This window comes from Polaromonas jejuensis NBRC 106434, assembly GCF_001598235.1.
In the GTDB taxonomy this organism is placed as follows: Bacteria; Pseudomonadota; Gammaproteobacteria; order Burkholderiales; family Burkholderiaceae_C; genus Polaromonas; species Polaromonas jejuensis.
The window spans coordinates 57,567-70,866 of record NZ_BCYO01000004.1; the positions used below are offsets into that span (position 1 = coordinate 57,567).

Sequence of the window (13,300 nt, forward strand, 5' to 3'; positions counted from 1 at the left end):
TGAAACTGAATTTCTGGAAGGATCCGAGGAGACAAGGGTTGCGACACCTCTTTACAGAGGTTGTCAGGGAAAGACGCCCTCAACGCGCTGGCGCCGGGCGTCCCTCCATCAGCGTTTCTTGGTTGCGGTCTTGGTGGCGTTCACGGCCGTTGCCGCCACGTTGTTGAAGTTGGCTTCGGCGATGTCACCGGCTTGCTTCACAGCCTTTTGCACCGAGTCGAAAGCGGTGTTGGCCGCAGCCACGGCGCTCTTCAGGGCGGCCACAGCGGTTTCAGAGCCGGCGGGTGCGTTCTTGGCGGCGCTGTCTACCAGGCCGGCAAATTTCTTCTGGGCTTCAGCGGCCTGATCTTCAAAGGTCTTGCCCAGTTCGGCGCCGGCAGCCGAAGCGATGTCATACAGGTGACGGCTGTAAGCGGCGGTTTTCTCGGCCAGGGGTTGGACCAGACCGGCTTGCAGGGCCAGCAGTTCCTGGGCATCTTTCGCGCCCAGAACGGCTTGCGTGTGGTTGGCGGTTTCAGCCAGGGCGGCCTTGGTGGCTTGCACGTTCAGTTCGACCAGTTTTTCAACGCCTTCAAAGGCTTTGTGGGTCAGACCAAACAGGGTTTCGATGTTGGCTTTGTGGGAGGCCATGATTTGTTCAGCGGTCAGCATTGAGAATCTCCAGATAGGAATAGGGGGTGGATCACGAAAAATGTTGCTTTGCCCTGAATTGCTGCACTGCAACATAATTCCAAGTATAGGGATTGCGCGCGCCATTGCAAGTGTTTTTTGTTGCACTGCACCATTTTTAGAGGTGAAGCCCTAGCCGGGACGCTTCGGATCACAATCCCTGGTGGCCTGCGGCTGGCCGCAGGCGCTGGTTTTTTTGGTTTTTTCGTAGGTATGGTACTTCCACGGTAATTTCTCTTGCAAGCTTTTTACGCCGACAACTTCGTTCTGCCATTGCCCCCCGGGCACCGCTTTCCCATGGGCAAATACAGGCTGCTGCGCGATCGCGTGGTGAATGAGCTGCCGCAGGTAAGCCTGGCCCAGGCGCCGGCCGCCAGCGATGGCGAACTGGCCCTGGTGCATACCCCCGAGTACATTGACGCCATTGCCCACGGCACCTTGCCCGCGCCAGCCCAGCACGAGATCGGGTTCCCGTGGAGCCCGGGCATGGCCGAGCGCGCACGCCGTTCGGCCGGGGCCACGGTGGCTGCGGCGCGGGCGGCGCTGGGCCTGAGCGCAGCGGCCCGGCCAGCGGGCATCGCCGCCAACATGGCGGGCGGCACGCATCACGCCTATGCGCACAAGGGCGGGGGATTTTGTGTGTTCAATGACGCGGCCGTGGCGGCCCGGCTGATGCAGGCGGAATGGGCCAGGGCCCACCGCCATGAGCGCAGGCCGCTGCAGGTGGCGGTGATTGATCTGGACGTGCACCAGGGCAACGGCACGGCCAGCATCTTCGCCAATGACCCGAGCGTGTTCACGCTGTCGCTGCACGGGCAAAAGAATTTCCCGTTCCGCAAGGAGGCCAGTGACCTGGACGTGGAGCTTCCCGACGGCTGCAGCGATGCGCCCTATCTGCAGGCGCTGGAGCATGCGCTGGACGAACTCGAGCGGCGCTTTGAACCGGGACTGATACTGTTCCTGGCGGGCGCCGATCCCTTCAAAGGCGATCGCCTCGGGCGTCTTTCGTTGAGCTTCGACGGCCTCGAAGCGCGTGACCGGCGCGTGTTTGACTGGGCCTGGCAGCGCCGCATCCCGCTGGCCTTTTCGATGGCCGGCGGCTACGGCGTGAACATCGATGAAACCGTGCAGGTGCAGATGAACACCTATCGCGTGGCGCTGGAATATTGGAAACGATGGAATCCCTGAAGGCTCATAGGCCTGACTGGCAAAATAGCGACCCATGACGTCATCGACCCGCCCGCAAGCCGAGCCCCGCAGCGCCTACAAGGTTTTCCGCGACATCGGCACACGCTGGTCCGACAACGATGTTTATGGCCATGTCAACAACGTCGTGTACTACGGCTGGTTCGACACCGCCGTCAACGGCCTGCTGATCGAGCGCGGCGCGCTGGACATCCATTGCGGCGGCGTGATTGGTCTGGTGGTGGAAACCGGGTGCAACTACTTTGCACCGCTGGCCTTTCCCGAGCCGGTGGTGGCGGGCATTCGGGTGGCGCACATCGGCGCGTCCAGCGTGCGCTACGAGGTGGCGCTATTCCCGGGCGACGAAAAGCAGCCGTGCGCGGCCAAGGGCCATTTCATCCATGTCTATGTCGACCGCGCCACGCACCGCCCGGCGCCCTTGCCCCCTCAATTACTTTGTGTACTGGAGACCTTGACATGAAGCCAGCTGGTATTTCTTCCACCCCGGTTGTTGCCGGCGACTTTGCCGCCGTGGATGCCTCGGGCAGCGTGTTTGCCCATCCCGTCAATCCGGTGGACCACGCGATAGAAAGCCGCCAGTCCATGCGCGAGTTCCTGCCGGCGCCGGTACCCCGCGCCACCATAGAGCATCTGCTGGAAGTCGCCAGCCGCGCGCCCTCGGGCACCAACACCCAGCCCTGGAAGGCCTATGTGCTGCAGGGCGCCAGCAAGGAGCGCCTGGTCGAAAAAGTCTGCCGGGCCCACGATGCCTTGCGCGCCAACCCCGAACTGGCCGCCGAGTACAAAGAGGAATACGACTATTACCCTGAAAAATGGGTATCCCCCTACATAGACCGGCGCCGTGAAAACGGCTGGGGCCTGTACGGCCTGCTGGGCATCACCAAAGGCGACAAGGACAAGATGCATGCGCAGCACCAGCGCAATTTCCGCTTCTTCGATGCGCCGGTGGGCCTGATGTTCACGCTGGACCGGGTCATGGGCCGCGGCAGCCTGCTGGACTACGGCGCCTTCCTGCAAAACTTTATGGTCGCCGCGCGCGGCCATGGCCTGCACACCTGCCCGCAGGCGGCGTGGAACGGCTTTGCCAAAATCATCCTGCCGCATATCGGCGCCGCCGGCAACGAGATGCTGGTCTGCGGCATGTCGCTGGGTTATGCCGACGAAGCAGCGCTGGTCAACACCTTTCGCACGCCGCGTATAGCGGCTTCCGAATTCACGACCTGGCTAGATTGAACGCGTGACCTTTTCCCTTGTCCAGCTTCTGGGCGGGCTGTCTTACGCCACCACGCTGTTCCTGATGGCGGCGGGGCTGACGCTGATCTTCGGTGTCACGCGCATCGTCAATTTCGCGCATGGCAGTTTCTTCATGCTGGGCGCGCTGTTCACGGCGCACTGGGTCACCGACTGGTTTCCGGCCTGGGGCGAGAGCGGGCCGTTGTACCTGCTTGCTATTTTTTTGGGAGCTGTCTGCGCAGGACTGGCGGGCGCTGTGGCCGAATTCTTTCTGCTGCGGCGAATGGCCGGCGCGCCCGAGCTGTACCAGCTGGTGGCGACCTTCGGTCTGACCCTGGCGATGCATGACGCGATGCAGTGGGGCTTTGGCCCCGACGAGGTGTTTGCGCCGCGTTTTCCGGGGCTCAAGGGCTCGCTGCCTGTCGGTGACGAGTTCTTTCCGGTCTACCAGCTGGTGATGATCGGGCTGGGCCCGCTGGTCTGGCTGGGGCTGCACCTGCTGCTGCGCAAGTCTCTGTTTGGCCGGCGCCTGCGCGCCGCCACGCAAGACCGCGGCATGCTGGCGGCGCTGGGCGTGAATCCCAAGCCGCTGATGCTGGGCGCCGTGGTGCTGGGCTGCGCGCTGGCGGGTCTGGGCGGTGCCTTGCAGTTGCCGCGCGAGCCGGCGCATCTGCAGATGGACATGAATGTAATCGTGGAGACCTTTGTGGTGGTCGTCACGGGCGGTTTGGGCAGCATAGGCGGCGCCTTTGTCGCGGCCTTGCTGATAGGCCTGGTCCATGCCTTTGGCATCAGCCTGTTTCCACAGGCCACCCTGGTGCTGGTGTTTCTGACCATGGCGGTGGTGCTGGTGTTCAGGCCGCAGGGGCTCAATGGCCTGCCCGCCGCCGCACTGCAAGGTCCGCGCGAAGCGGCGCAGAAATTTCGTGGCCTGCGCCTGGGCTGGGCGTGGCTCGCCTGCATGGCCCTGGCGATGCTGCTGCTGGCCGGCGCGGCCTGGTGGGGCGGGCCTTACTGGCAAACGCTGGCGGCCGACGCGCTGATCTTGATGCTCTTCGGCATCAGCCTGCAGGCCATGATGGCTTTGGGGGGCCTGGTCAGTTTTGGCCATGCGGCTTTTTTTGCGCTGGGCGGCTACGGCGCCGCGCTGTCGCACAGCCTGTGGGGCGCCTCGCTGCCGCTCGCGCTGGCCGCGGGTTGCGCGGCCGCGCTGGCGGTGGCGGCGGTGTTTGGCGCGGCGGTGGTGCGCAGCAGCGGGGTCTACCTGGCCATGCTGTCGCTGGCCCTGGCGCAGGTGATCTGGGCCGGTGCGACCCAGTGGGTCAGCCTCACGGGCGGCGACAACGGCCTGATTGGCCTCACGCTGGTGAGCGAGGAGGGCCGGCCGCTTTTTTATGCGCTGCTGGTGCTGCTGGCGCTGCTGGCCGTGCTGGCGCTGCGCTGGCTGGGCCGCTCGGTCCTGGGCGCGGCCTTGCAGGCCGGGCGTGACGCGCCCCTGCGTGCGGCGGCTTCCGGCCTGTCAGTGGGCTGGCTCAAGTACCGGGTTTTTGTCGAAAGTGCGGTGCTGGCTGGGCTGGCGGGCGGCCTGTTTGCCGCGCACAAGGGCAATGTCTTTCCGTCCATGGCGGCCGTCTCGACTTCTGTGGATGCCTTGCTGGTGGTGCTGCTCGGCGGCGTGCACCAGCTCTGGGGGGCGGTGGTGGGCAGCGCCGTGCTGAGCTATCTGGGGGCCGAACTGGGCCGCGAGGTGACTTACTGGCGCGGCCTGCTGGGCCTGTTCATCATGCTCATCATGGTGGCTTCGCCGTCCGGTCTGCTGGGCCTGCTGTCCCGCGTCGGCCGGTCGCGCCCGGCGGCCCCTGGCGCCGCTGCGCCACAGGGAGGGCGCTGATGCTGAAGGTTCAGGAGGTGGTCAAGCATTTCGGCGGCATCCACGCGGTGGATGGCGTGAGCTTTGAGGTCTCGCCAGGCGAGTGCGTGGCGCTGATAGGCCCCAACGGTGCCGGCAAGTCCACCTGCTTTGCCTGCATTGCGGGCCAGTATCCGCTCACGGCCGGCCATATTCTGTGGCAGGGCCAGCCCCTGGAAAAGCTGGCGCCGGCAGCCCATTTGCGGCACGGCGTGGCACGTACCTTTCAGGTGGCGCAAGTCTTTGAGGCGCTCACGGTGCTACAAAATGTGCAGCTGGCGGCGCAGGCCAGCCGGGGGCTACGGGCTATTTCAGCCTTTAAATTGCTGGATGCGCAGGCGCGCGAGCCGGCCCATGCGCTGCTCGAGAAAACCGGCTTGCAGGCGCTGGCGGATCAAGACGCGCTGAGCTTGCCCTATGGCGCCAAGAAGCGGCTGGAGCTGGCCATGGCCCTGGCGGCCAGCCCGCAGTTGCTGCTGCTGGACGAACCGGCGGCCGGGCTGGCCGAGCAGGAGCGCGCCAGCCTGATGCAGCTGGTCAGGCAGCTGGCAGGGCAGGGCATGGCCGTGCTCTACACCGAACACAACATGGACGCCGTGGCCGGCGTGGCCGACCGCGTGCTGGTGCTGATTGAAGGGCGGCTGGCGGCGCAGGGCTCGTTTGAAGCCATCTCGCGCGACGCCACGGTGCGCAGGCGCTATCTGGGCGAAGGGGCGGCGCATGCTTGAAGTCGAAAAGCTCAACGCCTTTTACGGCCCGGCGCAGGCCTTGTTCGACGTGTCGCTGCGAATCGGGCCGGGCGAACTGGTGGTGCTGCAAGGCCTGAACGGCGCCGGCAAGTCCACCCTGCTCAAGGCGCTGATGGGGCTGGAGCTGCGCGCCGAAGGCCGCATCCGCTACCAGGCCGCGGGCGGCGCAGCGGCCATTGAACACTGGGAAACCCACCGGCGCGCGCGCGCCGGCCTGGGCTATGTGGCCGAAGACCGCCGGCTGTTCAGCGCGCTCACGGTGCGCGAAAACCTGCTGGTGGCGGCCGGCCGGGATGCCGCGCAGCGCGAGGCCAGGGTGCTGGATATGTTTCCCGTGCTCAAGGCCCTGCTGAAGCGGCCGGCGGCCCACATGAGCGGTGGCGAGCAGCAGATGCTGGCCATTGCCCGCACCTTGATGACCCATCCCCGCGTCCTGCTGCTCGATGAGCCTTGCGAAGGCATTGCGCCGGTGCTGGTGGAGTCCATCCGCGATGCCTTGCTGTCGCTCAAGCGCGAAGGCCTGGCCATGCTGGTGGTCGAGCAAAATCAGACGCTGGCCGCGCGTGCCGACCGCTTGCTGTGGCTGGTTGCGGGTAAAGTCAGGGGTTCGAGAGAAAGCCCGTAATTAATTTTCACGGTGCTGCGTTTTATTCGATTTTCATTTCATTTTCAGAAGGACATTGCCATGACCACCACCACCCCATCCGGACTGCAATACGAAGACACCGTTCTGGGCACGGGTGCCATCGCCAAGGCGGGGCAATATGTCAAGGTGCACTACACGGGCTGGCTGTACAACGACGGCGTGCAGGGCGCCAAGTTTGATTCCAGCAAGGACCGCGGCCAGCCTTTCGAGTTCTCGCTGGGCGCGGGCCAGGTCATCAAGGGCTGGGACGAGGGCGTGCAGGGCATGTCGGTCGGTGGCACGCGCCGCCTGATCATCCCGGCCGCGCTGGGCTACGGCGCCCGCGGCGCGGGCGGCGTGATTCCTCCCAACGCCACCTTGCTGTTCGAAGTGGATTTCCTCGGCACCTGAGCCGCCTGAAAAAGCCAGGCCCGCACGGGGCCTGGGCACCTGATCACCCACCACGGGCCTCAAGCGTTCACCATGATCATCACCAGCCTGCTCGACACCGACCTGTACAAATTCACCATGATGCAGGTGGTGTTGCACCAGTTCCCTGGCGCCGAGGTGGAATACAAATTCAAGTGCCGCAACGCCGGCGCGCCCGGCCTGGGCGACCTGGCGCCCTATGTGAGCGAGATTCGCGAAGAAATCCGCGGCTTGTGCCAATTGCGTTTTCAGGATGCCGAGCTGGCTTACCTGAAGGCCATGCGTTTCATCAAGAGCGACTTTGTCGATTTCCTGGGCATCTTCCGGCTCAATGAAAAGTATGTGAGCATCACGGCCCTGCCTTCGGGCGAGATCGAGGTCTCGATCAAGGGCCCGTGGCTGCACACCATCCTGTTTGAAATCCCGGTGCTGGCGATCATCAACGAGGTCTACTTTCGCAACACGCAAAAGCAGCCCGATGTCACCGAGGGCCGCAAACGCCTGGATACCAAAATCCTTGAACTGCAGGCCGCTGGGCTGGGGGAACTCAAGATCGCCGATTACGGCACGCGCCGGCGTTTTGGCAAGGCCTGGCATGAGGAGGTGCTGCGCACGTTGATTGCGCGCCTTGGTACCGGCGTGACCGGGCAATTGGCCGGCACCAGCAACGTGCTGTTCGCCATGAAGCTGGGCCTGATACCGCTGGGCACCATGGCACACGAGTACCTGCAGGCCTGCCAGGCGTTGGGTCCGCGTCTGCGTGACAGCCAGGTGTACGGTTTCGAATCGTGGGCCAGGGAATACCGGGGCGATCTGGGCATAGCGCTGTCGGATGTGTACGGCATGAGCGCCTTTTTGCGTGATTTCGACATGTATTTCTGCAAGCTGTTTGATGGCGCGCGCCATGACAGCGGCGACCCCTTTCAGTGGGGCGAGCGCATGCTGGCGCACTACGCGAAAAACCGGGTTGACCCGAAAACCAAGACGCTGATTTTTAGCGACGCGCTGACCGTGCCGCGCACCATTGAGCTGTATCAGCAGTTCAGGGGGCGCTGCCAGCTGGCCTTCGGCATAGGCACCAACCTGACCAACGACCTGGGCTACGAGCCGCTGCAGATCGTGATCAAGATGGTCCGCTGCAATGGCCAGCCGGTGGCCAAGCTGTCGGACACACCATCGAAAAACATGTGCGACGACGAGAAATACCTCGCCTACCTGCGCCAGGTATTTGAGATTGCATGAGCCGCCTCATGACGGTCCCGGCCTGGGGCCGCTTCAAACAGGAGCGGAAACATTCGTGAGGTCTGTACGACGGGCCGCCGCACTGGCGCTGCTTTTTTTATCGCCCGGCCTGGCCCTGGCGGCTGACTTTGACGGCAGCCGCCTGTCGGCCGCGTGGGGCGTTCCCTTTGCCGGCATCCTGCTGTCGATTGCCGTCATGCCCTTGCTGGCACCGTCTTTCTGGCACCACCACTATGGCAAGGTGGCCGCCGGCTGGGCGCTGGCTTTCTTTGTGCCGTTCGCGGTGATTTACGGCGGCGCTGCGGCCTCCGCCAGCCTGGTGCATGCCCTGCTGGCCGAATACATTCCCTTCATTGTCCTGCTGACCGCGCTTTTTACGGTGGCGGGCGGCATTCATATCCGCGGCAACCTGCACGGCAGCCCGGCCCTGAATACCGGCATTCTGGCCCTGGGCGCGGTGCTGGCGAGTTTCATGGGCACCACGGGGGCATCGGTGCTGATGCTGCGCCCCCTCATCCGGGCCAATGACAACCGGCTGCACAAGGCCCATGTCATCGTGTTCTTCATATTTATCGTCTCCAACGCCGGCGGCTCGCTCACGCCGCTGGGCGACCCGCCGCTGTTTCTCGGCTTCCTCCTGGGCGTGGATTTTTTCTGGACCGTCGGGCACATCCTTCCGGAAACGCTTTTTTTGCTTGGCAGCCTGCTGCTTGTTTTCTTTGCGCTCGACAGCTGGTTTTTCCGCCGCGAGGGCGTGCTGCCTGTCGATCCGACCCCGGATACCCGCCGTCTGGGGTTTGACGGCGCCGTCAACTTTGCGCTGCTGGCGGCGGCAGTGGCCTTGGTGCTGCTCAGCGGCTTCTGGAAGTCGCCACTCGGCTTCGAGCTGATGGGCACCGAGGTCGGGCTGCCGGGCCTGGTGCGCGATGTGGGCCTGGTGGCGGTCACGCTGCTCTCGCTCAGGATCACGGCCGCCAAGGTGCATGCGGACAACCAGTTCTCATGGGGGCCCATGGTCGAGGTGGCCAAGCTCTTTGCCGGCATCTTCCTGACCATCGTCCCGGTGATTGCCATGCTCAAGGCCGGCGTCAACGGCCCGTTTGGCGCGGTGGTGTCCGCCGTGACCCGGCCCGATGGCCAGCCCGACCCGGCCATGTATTTCTGGGCCTGCGGCCTTTTGAGTTCCTTTCTCGACAACGCGCCGACTTACCTGGTGTTCTTCAACACCGCGGGGGGCGATTCGGCCACGCTCATGACGACGCTGGCGCCGACGCTGGCGGCGATTTCGGCCGGCGCGGTGTTCATGGGCGCCAACACCTATATCGGCAACGCGCCCAACCTCATGGTCAAGGCGATTGCCGAAGACCGCGGCATCAGGATGCCTGGATTTTTTGGCTATATGGCCTGGTCCTGTGCCATTCTGGTGCCGCTTTTCATTTTCATGACCTTTATCTGGTTTTAATAACGCTGTTTCACATAACGTCTGGACATTTATGAGCAAACCTAAAATTCTGATCGCACGTGCCATCTTCCCGGAGGTGATTGCACGCCTTGAGCAATATTTCGAAGTGGAATCCAACCAGAACGATGAGAGCTGGTCCAGGGCGCAACTGATGGAGCGCCTCAAGGACAAGGACGGCGTGTTCACCACCGGCACCGACCGGATCGATGGCGAGGTGCTGGCGGTGGCGCCCAGGCTCAAAATCTGCGCCAACATGGCGGTGGGCTACAACAATTTCGACATCGATGCCATGACGGCTGCCGGTGTCCTGGGCACCAATGCGCCCGATGTGCTGACCGAAACCACGGCCGATTTCGGCTTTGCCCTGTTGATGGCCACGGCCCGCCGGGTGACCGAGAGCGAACACTACCTGCGCGCCGGCAAATGGACGCGCTGGAGCTACGACATGTTTGCCGGTTCCGACATTCATGGCGCCACCCTGGGCATTCTGGGCATGGGCCGCATCGGCCAGGGCATTGCCAGGCGCGGCGCGCATGGTTTTGGCATGAAGGTGATTTACCACAACCGCTCGCGCCTGGAGGCCGGCCTGGAAGCCGAGTGCAGGGCCAGCTACGTCAGCAAGGACGAGCTGCTCAAGACCTCCGACCATCTGGTGCTGGTGCTGCCCTATTCGCCGGCGTCTCACCACACCATAGGCGCGGCCGAGCTGGCGCTGATGAAGCCCACCGCCACCCTGATCAACATCGCGCGCGGCGGCATTGTGGATGACGCGGCGCTGGCCGCGGCCCTGCGCAACAAGACGATTGCGGCGGCGGGCCTGGATGTGTTCGAGGGCGAGCCCAAGGTTCATCCCGATCTGCTGACGGTGCCCAATGTGGTGCTGACCCCTCACATCGCCAGCGCCACGATGCCGACGCGCCTGGCCATGGCCAGCCTGGCGGCCGACAACCTGATCGCATTTTTCACGGGAAAAAGTCCTCTGACGCCCCTGAATCCTGCGGTATTAGCTAGCAAATAAATAGCAAATTAAATAGCAAAGCATTCATGGATTTCTGGTTGATGATGGCCATGCTGGTGGCCAACCTGTTGTTGCTGGTCTGGCTGCTGCTGCGCAAACCGCCTGAACCTGCCGAATCCCCCGAGAAGGGGCGCATGGAGTTGCTGGCCGGCATGGCGGCGGGCCACGACAAGGTGGAGCGCGAGTTGCGGCGCGAGATCGGCGAGAACTCGCGCAGCAGCCGGCAGGAGTTGGCCGGCACGTTTGCCACCTTCCAGCAAACGCTGGTGCAGCAGAGTGCCGAGGCCATTCGCACGCAAAACACGCAGATCGATGCGTTTTCACAGCAACTCACGCTGCTGCAGAAAACCCTGTCGGACACCCTGACCACGCAGCTGCAATCGGTCAGCGAATCCAATGCGCGCCGCATGGGCGAGGTGCGGGAAACGCTGGAAAAGCAGCTGGCGCAGTTGCAGCAAACCAATTCGGCCAAGCTTGACGAGATGCGCAAGACGGTTGACGAGAAGCTGCAAACCACGCTGGAAACCCGTCTGGGCCAGAGCTTCAAGCAGGTGGCTGACCGGCTGGAGCAGGTGCACAAGGGCCTGGGCGAGATGCAAACGCTGGCACAAGGCGTGGGCGACCTCAAGCATTTGCTGACCAACGTGAAGACGCGCGGCATTTTTGGCGAGGCGCAGCTGTCGGCCCTGCTGGAGCAGGTGTTCACCGTCGACCAGTATGCGGCGCAGGTGGCGACGCGGCGTGGCAGCAAGAGCCTGGTGGATTTCGCCATCAAGCTGCCGGGCCGCTCCGATGCGGGCGAGCCGCTGTGGCTGCCTATCGATGCGAAATTTCCCAATGAAGATTACGAGCGCCTGCTGGATGCGCAGCAGCGCGCCGACGTGCCGGGCGCTGAAGCGGCGGGCAAGGCGCTGGAAATGCGCATCCGCCTGGAGGCCAGATCGATCTCCGAAAAATACATAGAGCCGCCTTACACCACGGACTTCGCCATCCTGTTTTTGCCGACGGAAGGCCTGTACGCGGAAGTGCTGCGCCGCCCCGGCCTGATGGAGAGCCTGCAGCGCGACCACCGTGTCACGCTGGCGGGGCCGACGACCTTGCTGGCCATGCTGACTTCCCTGCAGATGGGTTTCAGGACGCTGGCGCTGGAAAAACGTTCCAGCGAAGTCTGGCAGGTGCTGGGTGCGGTGAAGACCGAGTTTGGCAAGTTCGGCGACGTGCTGGCCAAGGTCAAGTCGCAGACCGAGACCGTGCTCAATACGCTGAGCAGCGCCGAGCAGCGCAGCCGCGTGATGGGCAAGGCCTTGCGCGATGTCGAGGCATTGCCGGAAGCCGATTCCGCACTCCTGATTCCTATGGACAAAGAACTGGACTGAACTTGAACCGCGCCGCATGACCCGTGAATTGGCCCGCCTGATCCTGGCGCAGATCTGTCTGCATGCCTGCATGGCCGGCACGCGCATGACAGCGCCCTTGCTGGCGCTTCGCGAGGGCTACAGCCCGGCGGCCGTCGGGGTGCTGCTGGCGCTCTTCGCGCTGACCCAGGTCTTTCTGGCCTTGCCGGCCGGCCGCTTTGCGGACCGGAACGGCCTGCGGCGGCCCATCAGCTACAGCGTGGTGGCGGCGGTGGCGGGCGCGGGCGCGGCGGTGGTCTTCCCGGTGTTTCCGGTGCTGTGCCTGGCCGCGTTGCTGACGGGCGGCGCCACGGGCGCGGCCGTCATTGCCCTGCAACGGCATGTCGGGCGTGCGGCGGTCGGGGCGCTGCAGCTCAAGCGGGTGTTCAGCTGGCTGTCGATTGGCCCGGCGATTTCCAACTTTATCGGGCCGTTCACGGCCGGGCTGCTGATTGACCACGCCGGCGCCACCTGGGGCAGCCTCTGGGGTTACCGGGCGGCTTTTCTGCTGATGGCGGTGTTGCCCCTGGCCAGCTGGTTTCTGGTCCGGCGAACCCGTGAGCTGCCACCCGTGATTGCCGCCAACGGCAGCCATGCGCCCAAGGCCTGGGACCTGTTGCGCCAGCCGACCTTTCGCCGGCTGATGCTGGTGAACTGGTTTTTGTCGTCCTGCTGGGATGTGCACACCTTTGTGGTGCCGGTGCTGGGCTTTGAGCGGGGCATCAGCGCGTCGGTCATCGGTTTCATACTGGGCGCCTTTGCCATGGCGGCGGCCGTCATCCGCATGCTGATGCCGCTGGTGGCGGCGCATCTGCGCGAGTGGAAGGTGCTGGCCGGTGCCATGCTGTCTACCGCGGCGCTTTTCGCGGTCTACCCTTTCATGCCCTCCGCGCTGACCATGGGCATGTGCTCCGTGCTGCTGGGGTTTGCACTGGGCACGGTGCAGCCCATGATCATGAGCATGCTGCACCAGATCACGCCCGAAGCGCGTCATGGCGAAGCGCTGGGGCTGCGGCTGATGGCGATCAATGCATCCAGCGTCATCATGCCGATGCTGTTCGGCTCGGCTGGCGCACTGGTGGGTATTGCGGGCGTCTTCTGGGCGACAGGCGCTCTGGTCGGCGTCGGCTCGCGCGCGGCATGGCTGCTCAAGGACAGCCTGTCATCCCATGGCGGGCACGCAGAGCCGCACTCGCCTCATTAGTGATCAGCGGAAGGCCACAATTTTCCGCCGGGCCGCCCCAAGGAAAATTAGCCCCCTCGGGGGGCAGAGAGCTCGCGCGTTGTGGGCGAACGTGGGGGCCATTTCAGCGCCGGGCCGCCCCAAGGAAAATTAGCCCCCTCGGGGGCAGAGAGCTCGCGCG

General features: G+C 64.2%; 13 protein-coding genes. 12 read left to right on the forward strand and 1 reads right to left on the reverse strand.

Annotated elements, in window-relative coordinates; all coding sequences use genetic code 11:
- Window positions 1-108 precede the first annotated feature (108 nt).
- Window positions 109-651 (reverse strand): phasin family protein, encoded by a 543-nt coding sequence (locus tag PJE01S_RS06455; protein ID WP_068832340.1) that lies wholly within the window; start codon window positions 649-651, stop codon window positions 109-111.
- 255 nt (window positions 652-906) lie between these two features.
- On the opposite strand from PJE01S_RS06455, the gene PJE01S_RS06460 reads away from it, so the two are divergent.
- From PJE01S_RS06460 to PJE01S_RS06515, 12 genes are all read left to right on the forward strand, one after another.
- On the forward strand, window positions 907-1,857 hold the full coding sequence (locus tag PJE01S_RS06460; RefSeq protein WP_068832341.1) for a histone deacetylase family protein: 951 nt from the start codon (window positions 907-909) through the stop codon (window positions 1,855-1,857).
- Between the two features lie 34 nt (window positions 1,858-1,891).
- Window positions 1,892-2,335, forward strand: coding sequence for an acyl-CoA thioesterase (locus tag PJE01S_RS06465; RefSeq protein ID WP_068832342.1), 444 nt, complete (start codon window positions 1,892-1,894; stop codon window positions 2,333-2,335).
- Window positions 2,332-3,108: a nitroreductase gene (locus PJE01S_RS06470; protein WP_084389397.1), complete on the forward strand. Its 777-nt coding sequence runs from the start codon at window positions 2,332-2,334 to the stop codon at window positions 3,106-3,108. Before PJE01S_RS06465 ends, PJE01S_RS06470 begins: the two co-directional genes overlap by 4 nt.
- 4 nt (window positions 3,109-3,112) lie before the next feature.
- Window positions 3,113-4,999, forward strand: coding sequence for an ABC transporter permease (locus PJE01S_RS06475; protein ID WP_068832343.1), 1,887 nt, complete (start codon window positions 3,113-3,115; stop codon window positions 4,997-4,999).
- Window positions 4,999-5,745 (forward strand): ABC transporter ATP-binding protein, encoded by a 747-nt coding sequence (locus PJE01S_RS06480; RefSeq protein WP_068832344.1) that lies wholly within the window; start codon window positions 4,999-5,001, stop codon window positions 5,743-5,745. Before PJE01S_RS06475 ends, PJE01S_RS06480 begins: the two co-directional genes overlap by 1 nt.
- On the forward strand, window positions 5,738-6,391 hold the full coding sequence (locus PJE01S_RS06485) for an ABC transporter ATP-binding protein (protein ID WP_068832345.1): 654 nt from the start codon (window positions 5,738-5,740) through the stop codon (window positions 6,389-6,391). Before PJE01S_RS06480 ends, PJE01S_RS06485 begins: the two co-directional genes overlap by 8 nt.
- Window positions 6,392-6,451: 60 nt before the next feature.
- Entirely contained in the window at window positions 6,452-6,802 is a 351-nt protein-coding gene (locus tag PJE01S_RS06490; protein WP_068832346.1) for an FKBP-type peptidyl-prolyl cis-trans isomerase, read from the forward strand.
- A 72-nt stretch (window positions 6,803-6,874) separates the two neighbouring features.
- Entirely contained in the window at window positions 6,875-8,062 is a 1,188-nt protein-coding gene (pncB, locus tag PJE01S_RS06495) for a nicotinate phosphoribosyltransferase (RefSeq protein WP_068832347.1), read from the forward strand.
- A gap of 55 nt (window positions 8,063-8,117) precedes the next feature.
- Window positions 8,118-9,524 carry a sodium:proton antiporter gene (locus tag PJE01S_RS06500; protein WP_068832348.1) on the forward strand — a complete coding sequence of 469 codons (1,407 nt, stop codon included), beginning with the start codon at window positions 8,118-8,120 and terminating at the stop codon, window positions 9,522-9,524.
- A 31-nt stretch (window positions 9,525-9,555) separates the two neighbouring features.
- Entirely contained in the window at window positions 9,556-10,542 is a 987-nt protein-coding gene (locus PJE01S_RS06505; protein ID WP_068832349.1) for a 2-hydroxyacid dehydrogenase, read from the forward strand.
- A gap of 26 nt (window positions 10,543-10,568) precedes the next feature.
- Window positions 10,569-11,918 carry a DNA recombination protein RmuC gene (rmuC, locus tag PJE01S_RS06510; protein WP_068832350.1) on the forward strand — a complete coding sequence of 450 codons (1,350 nt, stop codon included), beginning with the start codon at window positions 10,569-10,571 and terminating at the stop codon, window positions 11,916-11,918.
- 16 nt (window positions 11,919-11,934) lie between these two features.
- The gene (locus tag PJE01S_RS06515) at window positions 11,935-13,140 is read left to right on the forward strand and encodes an MFS transporter (RefSeq protein WP_068832351.1); all 1,206 of its coding nucleotides are present in this window, start codon (window positions 11,935-11,937) and stop codon (window positions 13,138-13,140) included.
- Window positions 13,141-13,300: the final 160 nt, after the last annotated feature.